The sequence below is a fragment of the Nocardiopsis sp. NPDC006139 genome (assembly GCF_040614155.1).
GTDB lineage: Bacteria > Actinomycetota > Actinomycetes > Streptosporangiales > Streptosporangiaceae > Nocardiopsis > Nocardiopsis changdeensis.
Map to the genome: position 1 here is coordinate 21438 of NZ_JBEXTT010000003.1, position 22504 is coordinate 43941.

The window sequence follows — 22504 nt, forward strand, 5'->3', positions numbered from 1 at the left end:
GTGCAGGCAGGCTGACAAGACCCGAGGGCGGGCCTTCACCGAGAAGGCCCGCCCCCTTGTGCTCCCGGGGCGCCTCCGGGGTACGGCGGCCCGGGCCCCGCACCCCCTCCCACCTGCGGATGGGACATTCGTACCGGCGGGGTCCGTACATTTCCATCTACAGCGGGCCCCAGCCGCTCCGTAGCGTTCGGGGCATGGACAGGACGCAGGCGGCACCCCCGGCCGTGGAACTCAACGGGGTCGTCAAGGAGTTCGGCGCGGTGCGCGCCGTGGACGGCGTGGACCTCGGCATCGGCGCCGGCGAGCGGGTCGCGCTGCTGGGCCGCAACGGCGCCGGCAAGTCCACGACGGTCGACATCCTGCTGGGGCTGGACACCCCCACCTCCGGGACCGCCCGGCTGTTCGGGGGCGCCCCCCGCGCGGCCGTCGACGCGGGCCGGGTCGGGGCGATGCTCCAGGACGTCCGGCCCGTCCCCCGGGTCACCGTGCGCGAGCTGGTCGGGTTCGTCGCCCGCACCCACCGCGCCCCCATGCCGGTCGCCGAGGCCCTGGAGCTGGCCGGGCTGACCGGGGTGGCCCGCCGCCGCGCGGACCGCCTCTCCGGCGGCCAGACCCAGCGGGTGTGCTTCGCCCTCGCCCTGGTCGGCGACCCCGACCTGCTGATCCTGGACGAGCCCACGGCCGCCCTGGACGTGGCCGCCCGCCGCGTGTTCTGGGATTCCGTGCGCGCCCTCACCGAGCGCGGCACCACCGTGCTCTTCTCCACCCACCACCTGGACGAGGCCGACCTCAACGCGGACCGGGTCGTCGTCATCGACCGCGGCCGGGTCATCGCCGACGACGCCCCGGACCGCATCCGCCGCTCGTTCGGGACCGGCATGGTGTCCTTCGCGCTGCCCGACGGCGCCGAACGCCCCGCGGGCCTGGAGGGCCTGCCCGGAGTGGTGTCCGTGGAGGACCTGGGCGGCCGGATCCGGCTGCGCACCGCCGACTCCGACGAGACCGTGCACGCCCTGAGCGCCCTGGTCCGGGTGCGCGACCTGGAGGTCGCCACCGCGAACCTGGAGGACGCCTTCATCGGCATCACCTCCGAGTCCTCCCCCTCCCCCGCCCGAGCCCGGAAGGCCGACCGATGACCCGCACCGCCGTCCTGCTGACCGCCTACGTGGGCCTGGAGCTCCGCCGCACCTACCGCGACCCCGGGTTCATGATCTTCGGACTGGGCACCCCCGTGCTGATGTACGTGCTGTTCACGAGCATCGGCCGCGGCGACGGCCCGGCCGACCCGGGCTGGGCCGTGGTGTCCATGGTGGGCCTGGCCGCCTACGGCGCGCTCGGCTCCGGTCTGTCGGCCGGGACCGCCGTCGCCGAGGACAAGGGGACCGGCTGGCTGCGCCTGCTGCGCCTGCTGCCGATGCGGCCGTGGACGGTGGTGGCCGGGCGGGCGATCACCGGGTCGCTCATGGTGCTGCCCTCCGTGCTGCTGGTCCTGGCCACCGGGGCGCTGCTGAACGGCGTCCGGCTGGAGGCGTGGCAGTGGGCCGTGCTGCCGCTGCTGCTGTGGGTCGGGGCGCTGCCGTTCGTGCTGCTGGGCATCGCCAACGGGTACCGGCTGTCGCCCTCCGCGGCCGGGACGACCAACATCGTGGTCAACCTGCTGCTGGCCCTGCTCGGCGGCCTGTGGTTCCCGCTCTCGGAGTTCCCCGGGGCGCTGGCGGACCTCGCCGCCTGGTCTCCGGGCCACCTGTTCGGGGCGCTGGGGTGGGCCACCGTGGACGGGGCCGCGCCCTCCCCCGGTACCGTGGCGGGGCTGCTCGGGTGGACCCTGGTGTTCGGGGCCTACGCGGTGCACTCCTTCCTGCGACCGGCGACGAAGGGCTAGGAACGCGATGGACGACCGGTCCGGGGGCGGTGGGGCGGCCGGCGCCGCCGGCGGTGGCGGTGGCGGTGGCGGGGACGACCGCGAGGGCTGCGGTGTCGTGGACCCGGTCGCGGCGCTGGGACCGGTCGGGCCGCCCGGGCGCACCGGGTACCTGCCCGGGCTGCTGCTGACCGCGGGGGCCGTCACCGACCTGTTCGACGGCGCCCGCTGGCCCTGGTTCGGCTGGGCCGGGCTGCTGGCGGTCTCGGCCCTGTACGCCGCCGTGGTCACCCGGGACCTCTCGCCGCCCCGGTACGCGGGCCGGGGCCTGCTCTGGCTGCTGGCCGCCCAGGCGGCGCTGACGACGGTGCTGGCGCTGGTCTACGGCGACACCTGGGTGTTCCTGTTCATGATGGCGGCGCTGGCCTGCGGGACCGCCCTGCCGACGGTGCCGCTGGTGGGCGCGCTGATCGTGCTGGGCGGGGCGGCCGGGGTGATCGCCGGGCACCGGGGCGACGCCCTGTGGCTGCCGATGGTCTCCGGGTACGGCACGTTCATCTCGGGGGTCATGGTGTCCGCGCTGCTGGGGCTCAACGAGACCGTGCGGGAGCTGCGCCGGACCAGGGAGGAGCTGGCCCTGGCCGCGGTGGACCGGGAGCGGCTGCGGTTCGCCCGCGACCTGCACGACCTGCTCGGACACAGCATGTCGGTGATCGTGGTCAAGGCCGAGGCGGTGCGCAGGCTGGCCCCGCGCGACGCGGCGGCCGCCGCCGCGCAGGCCGCCGACATCGAGGAGGTGGGGCGGCGCTCGCTGACCGAGATCCGGGAGGCGGTCTCCGGGTACCGGGAGGACGGGCTGACCCGCGAGCTGGAGCGGGCGGTCCCGGCCCTGGAGGGGGCCGGCATCGCCGTGGCGGTGCGCCGGTCGGGGCCGCCCGTCCCGGCGCGGGCCGAGGCGGTCCTGGGCTGGGTGGTGCGCGAGGCCGTGACGAACGTGCTCCGGCACAGCGGCGCCGCGTCGGCGGAGCTGTCCGTGGAGCACGCGGACGGCACCGTCCGGGTCACCGTGGCCGACGACGGCGGGGGCGGTCCCGCGCCCGGCGGGGGCCCGCGGGAGGGACGACGCGACGGCCCGCGGGAGCGGCGCGGAGGCGGGCACGGGCTGGCCGGGCTCGGCGAGCGGCTGGCCCTGGCGGGCGGCCGGCTGGAGAGCGGGGCCCTGCCCGGGGGCGGGTTCCGGGTGGTCGCCGAACTCCCGGTGGCGGACGGGGAGGCGCTGCTCCCGTGAGGGGCGGGGCGGCCGGGCGCGCCCGAGGCCCACGGGACCCGCGGGACCCGCGGGACCCGCGGGTCCGGGGCGGGGAGCGGTCGCCCGCGCCGGGGGCGGTGCCCTAGGGTTCGGCCCATGAGTGCTGCCGACACCCCCTCCTCCCCCGTCCGGGTCCTGCTGGCCGAGGACCAGGGGATGATGCGCGACGCGATGGCCCTCCTGCTGGGTCTGGAGGAGGACCTGGAGGTCGTGGCCCTGGTGGCCGACGGCCCAGGGATCGTGCCCGCCGCGGTGGAGCACCGGGCGGACGTCGCCGTGCTGGACATCGAGCTGCCCGGCGGCAGCGGCCTGGAGGCCGCCGCGGAGCTGCGCGAGCGGCTGCCGTCCTGCCGGGTCCTCATCGTCACCACCTTCGGGCGCCCCGGCTACCTGCGCCGCGCGATGGAGGCGGGCGCCGCCGGGTTCCTCTGCAAGGACGGCCCCGTGGAGGAACTGGCCGCGGCGATCCGGCGCGTGGCCGCGGGCGGGACGGTGGTCGACCCGGGCCTGGCCGCCGCCGCGCTGGGCTCGGAGCCGGATCCGCTGACCGCCCGGGAACGCCAGCTGCTGGCGGCCGCCAGGGACGGCTCCACGGTCGCCGACATCTCGGCCCGGCTGCACCTGTCGGAGAGCACCGTCCGCAACTACCTGTCCTCGGCCATCGGCAAGACCGGCACCCGCAACCGCACGGAGGCGGCGCGGGTGGCCTACGAGAAGGGCTGGCTCTGACGCCCGGCCCGGGCCTCAGTCGCCGATGCGGTCGTCCATGGCGGAGGTGCGCTTGCGGGCCAGGAAGGTGGCGGCGGACCCGCCGCCGATGGCCACCAGCGCAGCGGTGACCAGGGCGGCCAGGGAGCTGCCCGTCATCGCCAGGTCGTTGCCGGGGCGCTGCTGCGCCTGCGGGGCGGTGCCGGTCCGGCCGTCCGGGGACGGGGAGGCCCCCGAGTCCGCCGCGTAGGTGGAGCCCAGCGCCCAGGAGTCGGCGAAGTCGACGGTCAGCCCGTTGCCGTCCTCCGCCTCCCCCACGTTCACGGTCACGCTGAGCCGGGAGCGGGCGCCCTGGCCCCGCCAGTCCGGGTCCTCGTCGTCGAAGGTCTCCTGGACGCTCGCGAAGTGGACGGCCACCGGGACCTCCAGGACCGTCTCCCCCTCCTCGTCCACGACCTCCAGGACGTCCTCCACGACCTGGGCGCGCCCGGGCCGCAGCGGGTCCACGGGCACCCCGAACGCCCTGAGGGCGCCGTGCTCGAAGCCGCTGCCGGTGTGCCCGTCGTACCCGGCCGAGGCCGTGGTGACGACGTCGGCCACGGAGACCTCCAGGGCGTCGTCGGCCTCCAGGGGGCCCTCGGCCGCGAACCGGCGCGTGGAGGAGTCGTCCAGGGCGACCACGCCGTCCGTCGGGCTCTCGCTCGGGGAGGGGCTCGCGGGGCCGGAATCCTCCGGGCCGGGGCTCTCCGACTCCTCCTTGAGGTGGGAGTGGTCCCCGTCGGCGGGCGGCTGCTGGGGCCGGGGCTCCTCCCCGCCCTCCGGGGTGGGCACGTCCCAGTACGGGGAGAGCGGCTCCTCGCCCTCCTCGGAGGTCGGTTCGGCGTCCAGGGTGTCCGGGGCGGACGGGGAGATGTCGATGCCCGCGGGCACGTCGATCATGCCGAGGGCGATCAGGTCCGTGACGGTGAGGCGCAGGACGGCCGAGTCCACGACGGCGGTGGCGGCCGCGCCCTCGGCGCCGATGACGGTGCGGCTGGAGCCCTCGATGTCGACGTAGGGGGCGAGGGGGCCGTACACGTCGGCGGTGTCGCCGCGCGCCTCGTTGTCCCCGCCGAAGCTGACCGCGGTGGAGTAGCCGGAGACGGCGTCGCCGTTGGCGGCCCAGGCCTGCGCGTTGCCCCAGACGAGGGGGTCGACGGCGGTGGCCGCCGCGGCGGCCGGGGGCGCGGACAGGGTCAGGCCGAGCGCGGCCGCGAGCACGGCCGCGGCCGTGCCGCCGAGGAGGCGGTGTGCTGTCGTTCTGGCGGGGGTCACCACGGCACTCCTGTAGCTACTGGGGGATGTCCGGCCGTACGGCCGGCCCCGTCCTCCGGCCCGGGGCGCGGTTCACGGGGAGCGCCGCGTACGAGGTCGCGGCATGCGGGGCGGCGGGGACGGTCGCCTTCCCGCCCCGGGGGAAGGGTCCGTGCGTGGCGGGGCGCGGAGCGCCCACACGGCCGAGCCTAACCGCTCGATCACGAATCGGAAACCGTTCTCCGGCGCGTGATCGCTCACCGTGAGGGGTCGGATGCCGGATCAACGGCCGGGGGCGCGGAAGAGTTCCGGCGGCCGGGAACGCGAACGGCCCCGGGGAGGAGTCCCCGGGGCCGTTCAGGCCACCGTGTCACCGGCGGGTCAGGGCCGGCGGTGCGGTGTGGGTCGCCTAGTTGTCGTTCTCCTCGGCGGGAGCCTCGACGGCGGCGTTCTTCTTGCGGCGGGCCAGGTAGGCGGCGGCGCCACCACCGGCGGCGATCGCGGCACCGGCGGCGATCAGGCCGCCGATCGGGCTACCGGTCGTGGCCAGGGCCTCGGAGGGCTTGGCGACGGGCTTCTTGTCCTCGCCCTCGGGCTTCTCGATCGGCTTCTCCGGACGCGGCTTCTCCTCGCCGTCGTCGTCACCGCCGCCGGGGTTCTCACCCTCGCCGATGGTGACGGTGCCGACACCGGTCTCGGCGATGGTCACGTACTGGACCAGCTCGCCGTCGGCCTTGAAGTCGTAGTCGAGGACCGAGTAGGCGTCCTCCCAGAGGTACCCGTCGACCTCGGTGGGCTGCTCCCACTCGTAGATGTCGGGGGTGATGGTGAACTCCACGCCCTCGGGGGCGGTGATGTTGCTGACGGTGCCCGGGTCGACGCTGTGCTCGACCGAGCCGTCCCAGCTCTTGAAGGTGCTGACGGAGATGCCGGAGATGGTGGCCTCGACGAGGACCTCGTCGGAGTCGGCGACCGTCTCGCTGTTGGTCTCGTCGAGCGTGACCACGGTGGCGTCGGCGTCGGTGTCTTCGGCCTCGGCGGAGGGGCTGGGGCTGGGCTCCGGGGAGGGGTCGACGGTCTCGTCGTCCCCGTCGACCGGGGGCGTGGTCGGGGCGGGCTCGTCGGTGTCGCCACCGTCGCCGTTCCCGTTGTCGCCGCCCTCGGAGGAGCCGTCGTCCTCGCCGCCGCCGGAGGTGTCGTCATCTCCGGTGTCCTCGCCGCCCTCGGGGTCCTCGGCCCCGTCGGTCGGCTCCTCGGACTCGGTGGGCTCCTCGTCCTCGGTGAGCTCCTCGTCCTCCTCGGTGGGGAGGCCGTTCTCGGCGTCCGACACGGTGATCTGGACACGGACGGAGGGGACCTCCACCGTGGCCAGGATGCCGCTGGAGGTCACCGACGCGGTCGAGGTGCCCGACCAGGACACCCAGCCGTAGTCGACGGAGAAGGCGTCGCTGACGCTGCCGTCCTGGGTCTCGATGAACCCGTTGCCGCCGTTGGAGGTGGCGTAGGCCCAGCCGTACTGCTCGTCCGCGGCGGCGGGAAGGGCCGTCGCAATGCTCAGGGCGCCCAGGGCGGCGAAAGCGGCACCGGCCTGAAAGACGCGACGAGCGGCGATCTTGGTGTTCTTCAAATCAATCCTCATAGGGGATTCCGACCCGTGCTCGCCAGGTCGGCCCGGCTCAGTGCAACACTCGCGGGCGGGGTGCGGCCACGCGGTGCGGGGGTACTGCGGCCGGGGTTCGGATGGGATGGGGAGGCTCGAAAAAACGGCTTCCACCAGGGAGAATCGACAGCGGCCTCGGACGGAGGGGCCGGCGGAGCCGATGCGGGATACTTCCCGTTTCCTCACGGAAACCTTACACCGGCCGAATGCCCGAAAACATCCGAAAATAGATCACAAGAAGATCACGAGAGAAACTCGGATTACACTGCGCACAGGAACGGATTCGCTCGAAAATTTTTCCTTGTATCGTGTAAACCGATCCGACTTCCAGGCGTCTTAATAAGAAGTACCGCGCGAGGACCGGGGTGTTCCGCCCGGTTCGCCCGGTAGGTTGTGGACATGCCCGTCTCCGCACCGCCAGGGCCCCGGAGCCGCGCCACCCGCGCCCTGTACCTCATCCCGCTCCTCGCGCTCCTCGCCACCGGCTGCGCGTCGGCCTCGGGGGCCGAGCCCGACGCCGCCCCCACCGCCGCGATCCCGCTGCCGGGCCCCGACGACGGATCCTCGGAGGAGGGCTCCCCCGGCACCGCCGGCGCGGGGGACGGCGCACACGAGCCCGTCGGCGACGGCCCGCTGCACGACCGGGTCGTGGTCATCGACCCCGGGCACAACGGCGGCAACGCCGAGGCCTCCTCCGAGATCAACCGCCTGGTCCCCGCCGGCCCCCAGCAGAAGGCCTGCGACACCGTCGGCGCGGAGACCGGGTCCGGCTACCCCGAGCACCTCTTCAACTGGGAGCTCTCCCTCCTCGTCAAGGAGCGCCTGGAGGCCGACGGCGCCACCGTGATCCTCACCCGCGAGGACGACGAGGGCGTGGGCCCCTGCATCAACGAGCGCGCCGAGATCGGCAACGAGGCCGACGCCGACGCCGCCCTGTCCATCCACGCCGACGGCGGCCCCGAGACCGGGCGCGGCTTCCACGTGATCGTGCCGGGCGAGGTCGAGGGCTACACCGAGGAGATCGTGGAGCCCTCCCGGGAGCTGGCCGAGGACCTGCGCCGCGAGTACCGCGAGGGCACCGACATCCCCTATGCCGACTACCTGGCCCAGGACGGCCTGGACGAGCGCACCGACCTGGGCGGGCTCAACATGTCCACCGTGCCCAAGGTGTTCCTGGAGGCCGGGAACATGCGCAACCCCGAGGACGCCGCCCTGCTGGAGGACCCGCAGTGGCGGGAGCGGGCCGCGAACTCGATCGCCCGCGCCCTCGCCGTCTACCTCCTGCGGGAGTGAGAGCGGGGACACGCGTCCGCTGTCGGCCACAGGGCCGGTCCGCTATGGCGCGGGCCGCAGGGCCCTCGGCATAATGCGGGCATGCAATCCCCCATGACGGTCCCGGACTTCGACATCGTGCTGCGCGGATACGACCGCGTCCAGGTCGCCGACCTGGCGCACCGCGCGCTCGCCGCGCTGTCGGCGGGCACCGGGGCGCCACCGGCCGCGCGGGCCCCGGAGGGCGGGGAACCGATCACCTCGGCCGAGCTCGCCTCCGCCCGGTTCGACGTGGTCCTGCGCGGATACGACCGCACCCAGGTCGGCGACTGGATGGACGGCGTCGCCCGGGAACTCGCCCTCCTGGAGTCCCGGGACGGGAGCGCTCCGGCCCCCTCCGGCCCCTGGGACCCGCCCGTGGAGACCCCGCCGCCGCTGCCGGAGTTCGACGTCGTGCTGCGCGGATACGACCGCGTCCAGGTCTCGGAGCTCCTGGACCGGGCGTTCGCCACCCTGGCCGCCCGCACCGGGGTCCCCTCCCCCGTCGCGGTCCCGGCCGGGACCGCCGCGATCACCGCGGACGAGCTCGCCTTCGCGCGGCTCGACGTGGTCCTGCGCGGGTACGACCGCACCCAGGTCGCCGACGCGCTGAACGACCTCGCACAGCGCATCGCGCGGTCGGAGGCGCACAGCGGGCCGGAATGACCACCCCGAGAACCTCCTGAACTGCACAATAGGGACCATGCCTCTGACACCGGCGGACATCCGCAAGAAGAAGTTCCACACGGTGCGTCTGCGCCCGGGATACAACGAGGAGGACGTCGACGCGCTGCTCGACCGCATCGAGAGCACGCTCGTCGCACTGGAGGGCGGGCCGCGCACGGGCCCGCTCATCACGGCGGAGGAGGTGCGCAACTCGCGCTTCCGGACCACCCGGCTGAGCCCGGGGTACCGCGAGGACGAGGTGGACGACTTCCTCGACGTCGTGGTCGCCGACCTGGCCGGGCGTGGCCTGGGCCGCTCCGGACCGGCCGCCCCTCCGCTGCCGCCGCACCCGGCGGCGGGGCCGCAGGCGGGCGGCGCGGCGGCGCCCGGGCCCGGGCCCGGGCCCGCGGGCGGCCGGGGGCGGCCGGGGCCGCCGCCCCGGATGACGCCCGAGCACGTGCGCGACCAGCAGTTCGCCACGACGCGGCTGACCACCGGCTACAACGAGCAGGAGGTCGACGAGTTCCTGGACCGGGCCGAGTTCACCCTGGAGGTGCTCCTGCAGGGGCGGCCGGAGCGGGCGACGCTGTCCGCCAAGGACGTGGAGCGGGTCCAGTTCTCGACGACCCGGGCCCGGCCGGGGTACGACCCGGCGCAGGTGGACCGGTTCCTGGACGTGCTCGCCGAGGAGCTGCGCCGGTACGAGCAGCGCTGAGGGCCCGACGGAGGGGCCTCGAAGGGGTTCCGGACAGCGGCGCGGACCGGGGGAAGGTGTCCGTTAACCGTCGTTGACACGCCGTCGGGCTCTAAGCCCATCCCAGAGGAAGCGGAAAGTAATATTTGGACACAGGGAGTGATCATCCCTGTCCACATTCCCGCGCCCGAGGGGAGGCCTCCATGTTCCATCCCGCGCCCGCGCAGGGCCGCTTCAAGGGGTGTTCGGTGCACGGGGCGGGTGGCTGCGGATACGTCCCGGAGACCCGGTACCCGGCCGCGCCCTACTGCCGGTCCGTCCGACCGGGCGGCCGCGGGCCCTACGAGCTGGGCGACGGCGAGGAGATCGTCCCGGCGCCCGCCCACCCGTGGGAGGCCCCGCTGTTCGTCGTGTGCGCGGTCGCGAACGTGCTGCTGCTGGGCCTGGGCGCGCACCTGCTGGCCGTGCTGACCGGTACCTGGCAGGCGCCGGTCCTGGCGCTGGCGGCCGTCCCGGCCGGCTGCTGGCTGGTCCGGGGGCTGCGGTACGCGCGGCACCGGGCGGAGTCGGTGAAGATCTCCCCCACCCAGTTCCCCGAGGCGTACCGGGTGGTCGCGACGCTGTCGGCGGCGATGGGGGTGCGCACCCCCGAGGCGTACGTGCGGGTCGACGGCGGCCGGGCCGACGCGGGGGCGCACGGGCTGCGACGCTACCTGGTCCTGTCGGGCGAGCTGTTCGACGACGACGGGCGGGTCGGCGACCCGGACGCGCTGGCGTTCACGGTGGCCCACCAGCTCGGGCACGTGGTGGCGGGGCACACCGGGTTCTGGCGGCGGCTCGCGGTGCTGGGCGCGGAACCGGTTCCGCTGCTGGGGGCGGCGCTGGCGCGCTGCTCGGAGTACACGGCGGACAACCACGCCTACGCCCACTTCCCGGAGGGCGCGCACACCGTGCGGGTGCACGCGGGCGGGGTGCGGCTGTACCCGCGGGTCAACATGGGCGAGATGGCCGACCGGGCGCGCACCGACCGGGGGTGCACGCTGCTGCTCTACCACCTGCTGTCGCGCCGCCCCGGCAACGTCCGCCGCATGGCGGCCCTGCGCGACCGCGGCCGCCGCGGCCGCGTCTTCCTCTGACCCGCGCGCGCGGACCGGCGGTCAGCGGACGTAGAAGGGCTCGGGGCGGGCCTCCCGGGCGTAGGCGATGCGGTCGAGGATGCGCTCCGACATGGCGGGCAGCCCGCCGGGGGCGAACCAGCCCACCTCCAGGGTCTCGTCGCCGCCGGCGTCGAGGGCGCCGCCGACCGGGCGGCAGCGGAACGCCAGGTCCAGGAACTGGACCCGGTCGCCGTTGGGGTAGACGTAGGGGTCCTGGCCGAGCACGCTGACCAGCCGCTCGACCTCCACTACCAGGCCGGTCTCCTCCTCGACCTCCCGCACCACGGCGACGGCGGGCTGCTCCCCCGGTTCGAGGATGCCGCCGGGGGTCGCCCAGCGGCCGTCGTCGGCGCGCCGGTGCAGCAGCACACGGTCGTCCTCGTCCAGGACCACGGCGGTGACCCCCACCAGGGGGACCAGGGCCGGGCCGATCTGATCGCGCAGCTCGCGCAGGAACTCGGGAACGGGCATACCCCGAGGCTAGCCGTCCCCGGCCCCGGTGTCCCCCGCGGCGCGTAGGGCCGAGTACTCGTGGGCGAGCACCGACATCAGGACGGCGTCGTGCCACTCCCCGTCCCAGTGCAGGGCCTGGCGCCACACGCCCTCGCGGACGAACCCCGACTTCTCGTAGGAGCGCCGCGCCCGCGGGTTGAAGTCGAACACCTCCAGCGCCACCCGGTGCAGGCCCGCCACCGTGAACGCGTACTCCAGGACCAGGTCCGTGGCGGCGGTCCCGTACCCCTTCCCGGCGTGGGCCGTGGAGGCCAGCGCGATCCGGTAGCCCGCGGAGGCGTTGTCGGGGTCCAGTTCGGTGAGCGCGCAGTCGCCGACGGTCGTGCCCCCGGCGCGTTCGACGATCACCCAGTCGGCGCGGTCGTGGTGGTCCGGGCGGGTCCGGTTCCACTCCTGGACCTCCTCCCGCGTGAACCGCCGGTGGGTGCCGGTGAGGCGGCGCACCTCCGGGTCCATGTCGACGAGGGCCCCGACGAGCGGGGCGCCGGTCTCGGCGTCGAGGGGGCGGAGTTCGACCAGGTCGCCGGTGAGGACCGGCTGGTCGCGGAAGACGTCTGCGGGGACCATGGCCCGCATCCCACCACCGGTCGGGGCCGTCCGGCAACCCGTTTTCGGCCCGCCCGGTACGATCCGGACACGGCGGTGGGTTGACGAGGGAGGTCCCCGTGGCGATGGGTTCGGGAACGGTGGGCCTGCGCACGGTCCGTGAGGCCAACCTGGGGGTGGTGCTGCGCACCATCCGCGAGTCCGCGCCGTGTTCGCGGGCGGCGGTGGCGGCGGCCACCGGCCTCAACAAGACGACGGTGTCCAGCCTGGTCGCCGACCTGATGGCGCGCGGCCTGGTCCGGGAGACCGGCCGGACCGCGCAGAGCGGCGTGGGCCGCCCCGGGGTGCTGCTGGACCTGGACGACACGTCGGTGGCGGCGCTGGGCCTGGAGGTCAACGTCGACTACCTGTCGGTGGTGGCGGTGGACCTGGTGCAGCGGGAGCTGACCGCCCGGCACACGCCCTTCGACGCGCGGGAGGCGGGGCCCGACGAGAGCGCCCGCCGGATCGTGGCGGCGCTGCGCGAGGCCGCCGACGACCCGGCGGTGCGCGGACGGACCGTGGTGGGCGCCGGGATCGCGGTGCCGGGACTGGTGGACGCCCCGTCCGGGACGGTGCGCCGGGCCCCCAACCTGGGCTGGGCGGACTTCCCGCTGGGAGCGCGCGCGGACGCGCTGGGCTTCCCGGTGCGCGTGGACAACGACGCCAACCTGGGGGCCGTGGCCGAGTACCGGGTGGGCTCCTTCGCCGGGACCCCGGACCTGGTCTACGTCACCGGGGAGGTCGGGATCGGCGCGGGGGTGCTCACCGACGGCGCCCTGCTGCGCGGCGCGGGCGGGTTCGCCGGGGAGCTGGGGCACCTGGCGCTGGACCCGGGCGGGCCGGAGTGCTCGTGCGGGCGGCGCGGCTGCCTGGAGGCGGTGGCGGGCATCGGCGCGATCCTGCGCGACGCGCTCCCCGGCCTGGCTCCGGGCGGGCCGCTGTCCGGCGCGGACGTGGCGGTCCTGGTGGACACGGCGGTGGGCCGGGCGGCGGCGGGCGACGCGGTGGCGGTGGCGGCGCTGGAGCGGGCGGGAGGCATGCTGGGCCGGGGGCTGGCGGCGCTGGTCAACCTGGTGGACCCGGGGCTGGTGCTGCTGGGCGGGTACTTCGTGCCGATGGGCCCCTGGCTGCTGCCGCCCTGCCGGAGCGCCCTGGCGGCCGGGGTGTTCGCCCCGGACGCGGGCGGCTGCCGGGTGGAGCCGTCGGCGCTGGGGCTGAGCGCCGCGGCCCGGGGCGGGGCGGCGGGGGTCATCCACGCCCTGGACTCGGGCGCGCTCCCGCTCCCCGCGCCGGCGGCGGTCGGCTGACCGGTCCCGGCCAGGGGCCTGCGCCTTCCGGGCCTCGGGCGGACACCGCGGGTCCCCCGGCCCGTGCGCTAGCGTGTGCCCCGCGGCGGGGCCGTAGCGCAGAGGTCGTCGCGTTCGGCTGCACACCGAAAGGACGCCGGTTCGAATCCGGCCGGCCCCGCCCTTTCCCCCCGCGGCGCCGGTGCGCTATCTTTCCCCGCAGCGGTGGGACCGTAGCGCAGAGGTCGTCGCGCCCACTCTTCAATGGGGGAGGACGCCGGTTCGAATCCGGTCGGTTCCATTCCGCGCCGCCCACGGCCCGGGCCGCCGCCCGCGGAACCGCTACGCTCGTCGCGTGGCGGGGGTGTAGCGCAGAGGTCGTCGCGCCTACACATCATGGGGGAGGACGCCGGTTCGAATCCGGCCGCCCCCGTCACCCCGATCCTTTTCTCCGCCCCCACCTGCGGCAACGCCGAAAACCAGGGGGAGAGCGCCGGAAACGTCGGTATTTGTGGTTAGACTGCCTGCTCGGCAGGGCCGTAGCGCAGAGGTCGTCGCGCCGGACAGCGAGTTGGAGGACGTCGGTTCGAATCCGACCGGTCCTGCCGCTTCTTCTTTTGCACGCAGGGGCCCCGGTCGGCTCCGTCCACCGGCCCGATCACGATCGAGCGGTGGAATGGTGATGACCGACAAGACGCCCGTACGCTGCCCCGCCATCGAGCACCCCGACCTGCCTCTGGCGGACCCCGCCGGCCTGGAGCCGCTGCTGGCCCGGCTGGCCGACCCGGCCCCCGTGACGGCCGACGAGACCTTCCCGCTGGGGACCCTGCGCCCCGACGGCCGGGTGGACCTGTGCAAGCAGGGCCTGGGCCTGGCCGGGGCACGGCGGGTGATCCCCGCGGCCGCGGCCTCCCCGCACGCCGCCCACCTGCTGCTGGGCACCAACGCCATCGGCTCCGAGGGCGCCCGCGTGCTGGCCGGCTCCCTCGCCGACGGGCACGGGCTCCAGACCCTCTACCTGGGCTGCAACCGGATCGGCGCGGACGGCGCCGCCGCCCTGGCCGACCGGCTCGCCGGGGACGACACCGTGCGGGCCCTGTGGCTCAAGCGCAACCCCGTGGGCGACGAAGGGGCCCGGGCGGTCGCCGGGGCCCTGGCCGCCAACGGCCGCCTGCGCTCCCTGGACCTGGTGAACACCGGGGTCACCGCCGACGGGCTGCGCGCCCTCCTGGACGCGCTGGCCGGGCGGGAGGCCCCGCTGGAGCGGCTGTTCCTTGGCGGCAACGGGCTGGGCCCGGACACCGCGGACCTGCTGGCCGCGTTCCTGCGCGAGGCCGGGGTGCGGGAGCTGTACGCGCCCGCCAACCACTTGGGCGACGCGGGCGCGCGGACCATCGCCGCCGCCGTCGCCGGGCTGGACCGGCCGGTCACCCTGGGCCTGGGCGGCAACGGCATCGGCGCCGACGGCGCGATCGCCCTGGCCGAGGCGCTGGGCGGCATCGAAGCACTCGACCTGGGCCGCCCGCCCTCGCAGCGGGCGCTGGGCGCGCCGTCCAACGAGCTGGGCGACGCGGGTGTGACGGCGCTGGCCGAGGCGATCCCCGCCAGTCCGCTGCGCCGCCTGGAGGTGCGCCACACCGGGTTCGGCTACCCGGCCGCGCGTGCGCTGTCGGAGGCGGTGGCCCGCAGCGGCCGCATGGAGTACGCGGGGCTCGGGCCGGGCCTGCCGCGCCGCACCAAGCGGACGATCGCCGGGCACCTGCGCCCGGCCCGCCGGGTGCACGAGGACATGCGCGCGATCGCGAGCCTGTACCGGTGACGCCTTCGGACCTCTCCCGCTCGGCGTCCCACCGGCCGATGCGGGCGGCGGGACTGCGCAAGGGCCGGCGCTACGGGATCTCGCGCGAAGCGATCGACCTCGCCACCGAGCGGCGCCTGGCCGGGGACTGGGAGGGCGCCTGCGAGGCCGCGGGGGTGGAGACCCTCCTCGACGTCGAGATCGACGACCTGCGCGACGAGCACGGCTCCGAGTTCGCCGACCGGCTGCTGGACGACCTGCACCACCTGGTCCCGGACCTGGCGCGGCTGCACATGCCCCGGTTCTGGAACGGGTCGGGCACGCTGGTCCCCAAGCAGGCCGTCCTGCTGTCGCGCCCGGGCGGGGACGAGGGGCCGTGGCTGACGCTGCGGCCGCGGGGCTGGAAGATCCACGGGGACCAGCGGTTGGTGCTGGCGGTGGAGGAGGTGTTCCTACGGGAGTACCTGCCGCGCTCCAACCGGGTCCCCTACGCGGCGCACTGGTCGGGCGCCGCCCACGTGTGGGAGACCTCCCGGCACCTGTGGGACTCCCGGCACGTCCACGAGATGCGCGAGCGCTGGGGCGGGGGACCCGACCGCGCGCCGTTCCTGAACGCCGACGGGACGCCCCGCGCCGCCGGGGAGCTCCCGACGGGGGACCCCGGGCCCGGCGACCCCGCGGCCCGGACCGAGTGGATCGACGGCCTGCACCAGGCGGGAGAGGCGGTCGCGGCCTTCGCCGCCGCGGGGATCGTCCTCGACACCGCACCGGCGGAACTGGACTGGGGCGACCCGGCCGACCCCGTGGAGACGGCGGCACAGCTGCCGTTCTCCCCGGCGCGGCTGCTCGGCGAGGCGCGCAGGCTGGCCGACGCCGGGTTCGGCACGCGGTTCCGGATCCCGTTCACCATCCACGAGTCGGTGATCCTGGACCTGGAGGGGGACGCCCCGCGGCTGGGGATCGAGGAGTACATGCTCTGGGAGGACGACGAGCCCCCGGTGCTTCCGGAGGTGTGCTGGACCCGGCCGCCGGACGTCGACGTGCTCCGCGACGGCATGTCCCCCGAGGAGCTGCACCCGCTGGTCCGCGAGGCCCTCGCCCCGGCGCGGCCGCCCGCCGACCGGCGGCCCGGCCCCGCGGGGTTCGATCCCGGAGGGTTCGGCCCCGTCCGGGTGCGCTGCCGCGACGGGGAGTGGCACACGGTGACCCCCGCCGGCGACGGCCTGGACATCCCGCACACCGCGGAGGAGCTGGAGCGCGAGACGGCGCTGCGGGCGCTGGGCGGCGCGAGCGGCGGCTGCTTCGCCGCGCGCGACGCGTGGAGCACCGGGCGGGGGCGGCTGCCCCGCAGGCTGCGGGAGCCCCGCGACGAGCTGTTCGAGCGGGCCCGGCACGGCGACACCGGCGCGGTCCTGCGGTACCTGGACGCGGGCGGCGACCCGAACCTGCGCGACCGCAACGGGAGGACCCTGCTGCACCACCTCTCCATGGTCGACCACGAGGCGGTGCTACCGCGCCTGCTGAAGGCGGGCGCGGACGTGGACGCCGCCGACCCGGAGGAGCGCACGCCGCTGTTCTACGCGGTGGCCGGCAGCGGGACCGCCGAACTCGCGCGCGCCCTGGTGGAGGCGGGTGCGCGGACCGAGGACATCGGGAACGGCGACGACCTGGTGGACGTGATCGACCAGCGCTCCGGCGAGGACTCCGAGGAGAGGGGCATCGCCGGGCAGGACTGGGAGAGCCTGCTGGAGGAGGGGTGAGCGGGGCCGACGGGCGCCGGCGCCCGTCGGCCTCGCACGAGCCGTGGCGCGCGGCGGGGCTGCGCAAGGGCCGACGCTACGGGATCTCACGCCAGGCGATCGACCGCGCCACCGAGCGGCGGTTGGCCGGAGACTGGCGCGGCGCCTGCGCGGCCGCCGGGATCGACGTCGAACTCGACCTGGACGCGATCCGCAACGAGTACGGCACGGAGTTCACCGAACAACTGCTCGACGACCTCCACCACCTCGTCCCCGACCTGGCAAGACTGCACATGCCCCGCTCCTGGAAAGGACTGGGACTCCTCCTACCGGAGCAGCCCGCACTGCTCTCCCGCCCCGGCGGCCCCGACGGCCCCTGGCTGACACTCGGGGTAGGGCCCCACTACCACCCCTGGCTCCGCGGGCCCGTCCTCAAGGTGGGACGAATGAGTGTCATACCCGACTACAACCCTCATCATCCGATGCGGGAACAACCGGCCCTGGACCGTTGGAAAATCTCGTCCTTCACCGCGCACTGGGCGGGGCTCCCCCATGTCTGGGAGACCTCCCGGCACCTGTGGGACACCCGGCACGTCCACGAGATGCGCGAGCGCTGGGGCGGGGGACCCGACCGCGCGCCGTTCCTGAACGCCGACGGGACGCCCCGCGCCGCCGGGGAGCTCCCGACGGGGGACCCCGGGCCCGGCGACCCCGCGGCCCGGACCGAGTGGATCGACGGTCTGCACCAGGCCGGGCAGGTGGTCGAGGCGTTCACCGCCGCGGGGATCGGATTCGACCCCGGTCCGGTATCAGTGGAGGCCGCCGCACGACTGCCCTTCTCCCCCGCCCGCATCCCCGGCGAATTCCGACGGCTCGCCACGGCCGGGCTCGGCGACCGCTTCCAGATCCCCTACGACAAGCACACCACGGTCCTCATCGCCCTGGACAAGGGCACCGTGCGAGTGGAGTTCGCCGAATTCGACCTCGACACGGCGTCGGGGATACCAGCCATGTCCGAGGTGTGCTGGGCCCGACCGCCGGACATCGACGTGCTGCGCGACGGGATGTCACCCGACGAACTTCATCCGCTGGTCCGCGAGGCGATCGCTCCGGACCACGTCCCCGGCGCACCGCCTGAACCCGCCTTCGCCGACCGTTCCCCGGTGCGGGTTCGCTGCCGGGACGAATGGCACGAGGTCATCCCGTCACCCGTCGGACTGCGGATCCCGCACGACGACGAGGAGACGAACCGCGAAGCGTCCCTACGGGCACTCGGCGGCAACAGCACCGGCTGCTTCGCCGTCCGGGAAGCCTGGTCCACCGGCGAAGGACGTTTGCCCCAGGCTCTGCGCAAACGGCGCGACGACCTGTTCGGGTGGGTGAGGCAGAGGGATACCCGCGCGGTGCTTCACTACCTCGACAGGGGAGGCGACCCCGACATCCGTGATGGGAAGGGCCGGGCGCTACTGCACCATCTCGCCTTTCTGAACCATGAGGTACTGCTGCCGCGCTTGCTGGAGGCAGGGGCGGATGTGAACGCCGAGGATCGCGACGGCCGTACGCCTCTCGATGTATTCGATCAGGTCGCCGGTGGTCTTCGAGAGGACACCGTCGCGAGGAGGACACTCGTGGCCGCCGGTGCGGTGGCGAAGGACCCGGAGGAGTTCCAGGCATGGCTCCTCCGTGCTTCGGCGGGATCCAGTGATGATCCGCCCTTCTAGGAGTCGGCCGTGAAGACCTCGTCCGAATACCGGCGCCCGTCGGCCTCGCACGAGCCGTGGCGCGCTGCCGGGCTGCGCAAGGGCCGACGCTACGGGATCTCACACCAGGCGATCGACCGCGCCACCGAGCGGCGGTTGGCCGGAGACTGGCGCGGCGCCTGCGCGGCCGCCGGAGTCGACGTCGAACTCGACCTGGACACGGTCCGCAACGAGTACGGCACGGAGTTCACCGAACAACTGCTCGACGACCTCCACCACCTCGTCCCCGACCTGGCGAAACTGCACATGCCCCGCTCCTGGAAAGGACTGGGACTCCTCCTACCGGAACAGCCCGCACTGCTCTCCCGCCCCGGCGGCCCCGACGGCCCCTGGCTGACGCTCAAGGTCAAGCCCTGGGACGAACGCAGGAGCCGCAGACCCGTCCTCGGGCTGCGAGCGGAGGGGCCGGTGCCCGAGCACTGGCTCTCCTACACCCCGCAGGAGAAACTGTTGCCGTACCTGCGCTTCAATGTCTCGCCCTCCGTCGGCCATTGGGGGCACATACCCCACGTCTGGGAGACCTCCCGGCACCTGTGGGACATCAGGCGCGTCCACGAGGCCCGCGAGCGCTGGGGCGGGAACTCCCGCCGGGCCCCGTTCCTGAACCCCGACGGCACTCCGCGCCCCTTGGAGGAGATGCCCGGATCGGAACCCGCCGACCCCGCCGCCCGCTCCGAGTGGATCGACGATCTGCACCAGGCCGGGCAGGTGACCGAGGCGTTCGCCGCCGCGGGGATCGAGTTCGCCGCCGAGACGGCGTCGGCGCCGGAAAGCCGGTGGTCGAAGACGCGCGCCGGGTCCATCGACCCGGTGGCGGCGGCCGCACGGTTGCCGCTGTCCCTCGCCCGTGTCCCCGGCGAACTCCGCCAACTCTCCCTGGCTGGCCTGGGAACCGAGTTCTTCATCCCCTACAGCGGGGAGCACCGGCTGCTGTTCGTTCTTGCCGGGGACACCGTGCGAGCCGGGTTCGCCGAGTTCGACATGGAGACCGCAGAGGAAACGCCGGTGCTTCCGGAGGTGTGCTGGGCGCGGCCGCCGGACGTCGACGTGCTCCGCGACGGCATGTCCCCCGACGAACTCCACCCCCTGGTCCGCGAGGCGATCGCCCCGGACCACGTCCCCGGCACGCCGCCGGAACCCGCCTTCGCCGACCGCACCCCGGTCCGCGTCCGCTGCCGGGGCGAATGGCACGAGGTCACCCCCACCCGGACCGGCCTGGAGATCCCGCACGACGGAGCGGAGCAGACCCGGGAGGCCTCCCTGCGGGCATTCGGCGGGCGCGCGAGCGGTTGTCACGCCGTCCGGGAGACCTGGGCGACCGGGGGCGGGTGGCTGCCCCGGGCGCTGCGGGAACGCCGGGACGGCCTGTTCGAGCGGGTCGGGCACGGCGACACCGACGCGGTCCTGCGGTACCTGGACGGGGGCGGTGACCCGAACGTCCGCAACGCGGGCGGGCAGACCCTGCAGCACCACCTTGCCCTGCTGGACCACGCGGTGCTGATCCCCCGCCTGCTCGCCGCCGGCGCGGACTTCCGCGCCGAGGACCTCAGCGGAGAGATCCCGCTGGACCGCATCGGCAGGTGGAACGCCGACCCCGACCTGAAGAAGACCCTGCTGGACATGGAAGGCGGAGCGACGCACGGCCCGGTGCAGTGGCCGGACTGGGCCTGACCTCCGGCTGAACAGGACGGACGCCATGGGCGCCTCCCGCCGGAGGCGTCTCCTGGAAGCGGCCGCGGAGACCTCTCACGGACCGGTTTCCCCGTTCGCCTGGGCCGGGCGTACGAGCGCCCTTATGCTGCGCGGCCGGCGGTGATCCTGGTCGCGGGCGGCATGCCCGACCGGTGGAGCGACAGGTATCGCGACAGGGCCCCTGTCACGAACAGGGTGCCCTTGAGCACGGAAAGGACGGTAGCGGGTGAAGGCTCGCCATTGGCTGGAGATCCTGACGGAGGTCGAACGGCTCGACCCGTGGTTCCTCTCCCCTGAGGCGGACACGATCGCTGCCGCCGATACCGCACGTATAGAGGCGGAACGGCAGGGCGCCCTGGCGGCCCTACGTGAGGAGGGCGGCACGGCGGCGGACCCGTGAGTACGAAGACGGGTACCGGCGTTGCCCATGCACGACGCCGACCTCTGGGTGTGAGCCCGGGGCGGGTGGCCGGAGAACCGGACGGGCGCCGGGAGCGTCTCCCGGGGGGAGCGAACCCCCCGCCATTGGAGGCCGCCATGAAGACCTTTTCTTCCTCCCGAAACCGGCGCCCGTCGGCGTCGCACGAGCCGTGGCGCGCGGCCGGGCTGCGCAAGGGCCGCCTGTACGGAGTCCCGCGCGAGGCGATCGGACGGGCGGAGGAACGCCGGCTGGCCGGGGACTGGCGCGGCGCCTGCGCGGCCGCCGGAGTGCACGTGGACCTGGACCCGGGCGCGCTGCGGCGGGCCCACGGCTCCGAGTTCACCGAACGGCTGCTGGACGACCTGCGCCACCTCGTCCCCGACCTGGCGCGGCTGCACCTCCCCCGGTCCTGGAAGGGGGTCGGGCTGGTCATCCCCGGGCACGACGCCCTGCTCTCCCGCCCCGGCGGCCCCGAGGGGCCCTGGCTGACGCTCGGGCTCCGGGACGCGCGCATCATCGGGGACCAGCGGCCCACGCTCGCCGTCCAGGAACGGCGGACGGGCCCCGACCTCGCGTACTCGCCGCAGGGGCGGCCGTTCATCCCCCGCACCGCCCGGTCCTCGCCCACCGGCCACTGGCGGGGGCTGCCGCAGGTCTGGGAGACCGCGCGGCACCTGTGGGACTCCCGGCACACGGGTCGGGCGCGCGAGCGCTGGGGCGGGGACGCGCACCGCGTTCCGTTCCTGGACCCCGACGGCACCCCGCGGAAGGACCTGCCCTCCGGCGACCCCGGACCGGGTGATCCGGTCGCGCGGGCCGAGTGGATCGACGGGCTGCACCAGGCCGGACGGGTGCTCGAGGCCTTCGCCGCCGCGGGGATCGGGTTCGCCGAAAAGGTGGTCGCGGCCCCCGGAGGGGAGGGCCCGCCCGCGATGGATCCGGTGGCGGTCGCCGCCCGGCTGCCCCTGTCGCCCGCCCGGCTGGCCCGGGAGGTCCGCCACCTGGCCGCGACCGGCCTGGGGACGGGCTTCCAGCTCCCCGTCGACACGCACACGACGCTGGTGGCCTCGCTGGACGGGGACACCGTGCGGGTCGCGTTCACGGAGTTCGCCGACGGCTTCTCGGCAGGGCTCCCGGTGCTGCCCGACGCGTTCTGGACACGGCCGCCGGACGTCGACGTGCTCCGCGACGGCATGTCCCCCGAGGAGCTGCACCCCCTGGTCCGCGAGGCGATCGCCCCGGCCCGCGTACCCGGCGCACCGCCGGAACCCGCCTTCGCCGACCGCACCCCGGTCCGCGTCCGCTGCCAGGGCGAGTGGCACGCCGTCGCGCCGGCCGACGGCGGGCTGGACGTCCCGCACACCGACGAGGAGTGGCGGCGGGAGGAGTCCCTGCGGGGGCTCGGCGGGAGCAGCAGCGGGTGCTTCGCCGTCGCGGAGGCGTGGACGTCCGGGAGGGGGCGGCTGCCCCGGGAGCTGCGGCGGCGCCGGGACGACCTGTTCGAGCGGGTGCGGCACGGGGACACCGGCGCCGTGGTCCGGTACCTGGACGGGGGCGGGGCGCCGGGGATCCGCGACGCTTCGGGGAGGACGCTGCTGCACCACCTGCGCTTCCTCGACCACGAGGTGCTGCTGCCGCGCCTGCTCGCGGCGGGACTCGACGTGGACACCGAGGACGACCTGGGGCGCACGCCGCTGTACTACGCGGCGGTGGAGAGCACGCAGACCGGGCCGGCCCGCTCGCTGGTCCGCGCCGGGGCCCGGACCCGGGACCTCGGCGGCTTCCCGCCGGCCCCGGGCCCGATGTTCTGCGGGAACTACTTCGACTACTGGTTCGAGGAGCTGGACGCCCTGCGGGACACGCCGGCCACCGGCGGTCCGTGATACCGGTCACGCCGGGCTGCGCGGGCCTCCCCGGCACCGCGGCATCCGGGGAGGTCACAGCGGTGGGCGGCACGGGACGCCCGGTGCTCCGAACACGGGGAGGACGGCATCCACTTGACCTCAATAAATGTTGAGGTCCGATGCTTCCCGGTAGGACACACCGCC

19 protein-coding genes, 2 tRNA genes and 1 pseudogene are annotated in these 22504 nt (G+C 75.0%); 18 read left to right on the forward strand and 4 right to left on the reverse strand.

Annotated elements, in window-relative coordinates:
* Nucleotides 1-194: 194 nt before the first annotated feature.
* From ABZ249_RS04470 to ABZ249_RS04485, 4 genes are all read left to right on the forward strand, one after another.
* The gene (locus ABZ249_RS04470; RefSeq protein WP_355257171.1) at nucleotides 195-1136 is read left to right on the forward strand and encodes an ABC transporter ATP-binding protein; all 942 of its coding nucleotides are present in this window, start codon (nucleotides 195-197) and stop codon (nucleotides 1134-1136) included.
* Nucleotides 1133-1882, forward strand: a complete 750-nt coding sequence (locus ABZ249_RS04475; protein WP_355257174.1) for an ABC transporter permease — start codon at nucleotides 1133-1135, stop codon at nucleotides 1880-1882. The genes ABZ249_RS04470 and ABZ249_RS04475 overlap by 4 nt, the downstream gene beginning before the upstream one ends.
* A gap of 7 nt (nucleotides 1883-1889) precedes the next feature.
* On the forward strand, nucleotides 1890-3149 hold the full coding sequence (locus ABZ249_RS04480) for a histidine kinase (protein WP_355257177.1): 1260 nt from the start codon (nucleotides 1890-1892) through the stop codon (nucleotides 3147-3149).
* Nucleotides 3150-3266: 117 nt separating this feature from the next.
* Nucleotides 3267-3899, forward strand: a complete 633-nt coding sequence (locus ABZ249_RS04485) for a response regulator transcription factor (RefSeq protein WP_355257180.1) — start codon at nucleotides 3267-3269, stop codon at nucleotides 3897-3899.
* A gap of 15 nt (nucleotides 3900-3914) precedes the next feature.
* Here ABZ249_RS04485 and ABZ249_RS04490 read toward each other — a convergent pair whose 3' ends face one another.
* Nucleotides 3915-5192 (reverse strand): hypothetical protein, encoded by a 1278-nt coding sequence (locus tag ABZ249_RS04490; RefSeq protein WP_355257183.1) that lies wholly within the window; start codon nucleotides 5190-5192, stop codon nucleotides 3915-3917.
* Between the two features lie 388 nt (nucleotides 5193-5580).
* Nucleotides 5581-6798 (reverse strand): cell wall protein, encoded by a 1218-nt coding sequence (locus tag ABZ249_RS04495; protein WP_355257186.1) that lies wholly within the window; start codon nucleotides 6796-6798, stop codon nucleotides 5581-5583.
* 432 nt (nucleotides 6799-7230) lie between these two features.
* Between ABZ249_RS04495 and ABZ249_RS04500 the strand changes: the two genes are divergently transcribed.
* The 4 genes from ABZ249_RS04500 (at nucleotide 7231) to ABZ249_RS04515 (ending at nucleotide 10638) form a co-directional block, all read left to right on the forward strand.
* On the forward strand, nucleotides 7231-8124 hold the full coding sequence (locus ABZ249_RS04500) for an N-acetylmuramoyl-L-alanine amidase (RefSeq protein WP_355257189.1): 894 nt from the start codon (nucleotides 7231-7233) through the stop codon (nucleotides 8122-8124).
* Between the two features lie 81 nt (nucleotides 8125-8205).
* A complete protein-coding gene (locus ABZ249_RS04505; protein ID WP_355257192.1) occupies nucleotides 8206-8808 on the forward strand; it encodes a DivIVA domain-containing protein in 603 nt (200 codons plus the stop codon).
* 28 nt (nucleotides 8809-8836) lie between these two features.
* Complete coding sequence (locus ABZ249_RS04510) at nucleotides 8837-9523, forward strand: DivIVA domain-containing protein (RefSeq protein ID WP_355257927.1); 687 nt, start codon at nucleotides 8837-8839, stop codon at nucleotides 9521-9523.
* Between the two features lie 182 nt (nucleotides 9524-9705).
* Entirely contained in the window at nucleotides 9706-10638 is a 933-nt protein-coding gene (locus ABZ249_RS04515) for a M48 family metallopeptidase (RefSeq protein ID WP_255646990.1), read from the forward strand.
* 21 nt (nucleotides 10639-10659) lie between these two features.
* On the opposite strand, the gene ABZ249_RS04520 is transcribed toward ABZ249_RS04515, so the two are convergent.
* On the reverse strand, nucleotides 10660-11130 hold the full coding sequence (locus tag ABZ249_RS04520) for an NUDIX domain-containing protein (RefSeq protein WP_220564519.1): 471 nt from the start codon (nucleotides 11128-11130) through the stop codon (nucleotides 10660-10662).
* 9 nt (nucleotides 11131-11139) lie between these two features.
* Nucleotides 11140-11739 (reverse strand): GNAT family protein, encoded by a 600-nt coding sequence (locus ABZ249_RS04525; protein WP_355257197.1) that lies wholly within the window; start codon nucleotides 11737-11739, stop codon nucleotides 11140-11142.
* Nucleotides 11740-11837: 98 nt separating this feature from the next.
* Here ABZ249_RS04525 and ABZ249_RS04530 point away from each other — a divergent pair, with 98 nt between their 5' ends.
* The 10 genes and pseudogenes from ABZ249_RS04530 (at nucleotide 11838) to ABZ249_RS04575 (ending at nucleotide 22339) form a co-directional block, all read left to right on the forward strand.
* Nucleotides 11838-13067 (forward strand): ROK family transcriptional regulator, encoded by a 1230-nt coding sequence (locus ABZ249_RS04530; protein WP_355257200.1) that lies wholly within the window; start codon nucleotides 11838-11840, stop codon nucleotides 13065-13067.
* A gap of 87 nt (nucleotides 13068-13154) precedes the next feature.
* A tRNA-Cys gene (locus ABZ249_RS04535) sits at nucleotides 13155-13227 on the forward strand.
* A 179-nt stretch (nucleotides 13228-13406) separates the two neighbouring features.
* Nucleotides 13407-13479 (forward strand) — tRNA-Met (locus ABZ249_RS04540).
* A gap of 100 nt (nucleotides 13480-13579) precedes the next feature.
* Nucleotides 13580-13651 (forward strand): annotated as a pseudogene (locus ABZ249_RS04545).
* 77 nt (nucleotides 13652-13728) lie between these two features.
* Nucleotides 13729-14865 carry a gala protein gene (locus ABZ249_RS04550; RefSeq protein ID WP_355257203.1) on the forward strand — a complete coding sequence of 379 codons (1137 nt, stop codon included), beginning with the start codon at nucleotides 13729-13731 and terminating at the stop codon, nucleotides 14863-14865.
* Nucleotides 14862-16604 (forward strand): ankyrin repeat domain-containing protein, encoded by a 1743-nt coding sequence (locus ABZ249_RS04555; protein WP_355257206.1) that lies wholly within the window; start codon nucleotides 14862-14864, stop codon nucleotides 16602-16604. The genes ABZ249_RS04550 and ABZ249_RS04555 overlap by 4 nt, the downstream gene beginning before the upstream one ends.
* A complete protein-coding gene (locus tag ABZ249_RS04560) occupies nucleotides 16601-18304 on the forward strand; it encodes a hypothetical protein (RefSeq protein ID WP_355257209.1) in 1704 nt (567 codons plus the stop codon). Before ABZ249_RS04555 ends, ABZ249_RS04560 begins: the two co-directional genes overlap by 4 nt.
* 9 nt (nucleotides 18305-18313) lie before the next feature.
* Nucleotides 18314-20014, forward strand: a complete 1701-nt coding sequence (locus ABZ249_RS04565) for a hypothetical protein (protein ID WP_355257212.1) — start codon at nucleotides 18314-18316, stop codon at nucleotides 20012-20014.
* 247 nt (nucleotides 20015-20261) lie between these two features.
* A complete protein-coding gene (locus ABZ249_RS04570; RefSeq protein ID WP_355257215.1) occupies nucleotides 20262-20435 on the forward strand; it encodes a hypothetical protein in 174 nt (57 codons plus the stop codon).
* Between the two features lie 137 nt (nucleotides 20436-20572).
* A complete protein-coding gene (locus ABZ249_RS04575; protein ID WP_355257218.1) occupies nucleotides 20573-22339 on the forward strand; it encodes a hypothetical protein in 1767 nt (588 codons plus the stop codon).
* Nucleotides 22340-22504: the final 165 nt, after the last annotated feature.

Excerpts from the sequence above, each read along its gene's own strand:
- ABZ249_RS04485 (WP_355257180.1), top strand. The coding sequence starts at position 3,267 with ATGAGTGCTGCCGACACCCCCTCCTCCCCCGTCCGGGTCCTGCTGGCC.
- ABZ249_RS04480 (WP_355257177.1), top strand. The coding sequence starts at position 1,890 with ATGGACGACCGGTCCGGGGGCGGTGGGGCGGCCGGCGCCGCCGGCGGT.
- ABZ249_RS04515 (WP_255646990.1), top strand. The coding sequence starts at position 9,706 with ATGTTCCATCCCGCGCCCGCGCAGGGCCGCTTCAAGGGGTGTTCGGTG.
- ABZ249_RS04470 (WP_355257171.1), top strand. The coding sequence starts at position 195 with ATGGACAGGACGCAGGCGGCACCCCCGGCCGTGGAACTCAACGGGGTC.
- ABZ249_RS04475 (WP_355257174.1), top strand. The coding sequence starts at position 1,133 with ATGACCCGCACCGCCGTCCTGCTGACCGCCTACGTGGGCCTGGAGCTC.
- ABZ249_RS04550 (WP_355257203.1), top strand. The coding sequence starts at position 13,729 with ATGACCGACAAGACGCCCGTACGCTGCCCCGCCATCGAGCACCCCGAC.
- ABZ249_RS04525 (WP_355257197.1), bottom strand. The coding sequence starts at position 11,739 with ATGGTCCCCGCAGACGTCTTCCGCGACCAGCCGGTCCTCACCGGCGAC.
- ABZ249_RS04505 (WP_355257192.1), top strand. The coding sequence starts at position 8,206 with ATGCAATCCCCCATGACGGTCCCGGACTTCGACATCGTGCTGCGCGGA.
- ABZ249_RS04520 (WP_220564519.1), bottom strand. The coding sequence starts at position 11,130 with ATGCCCGTTCCCGAGTTCCTGCGCGAGCTGCGCGATCAGATCGGCCCG.
- ABZ249_RS04575 (WP_355257218.1), top strand. The coding sequence starts at position 20,573 with ATGAAGACCTTTTCTTCCTCCCGAAACCGGCGCCCGTCGGCGTCGCAC.
- ABZ249_RS04500 (WP_355257189.1), top strand. The coding sequence starts at position 7,231 with ATGCCCGTCTCCGCACCGCCAGGGCCCCGGAGCCGCGCCACCCGCGCC.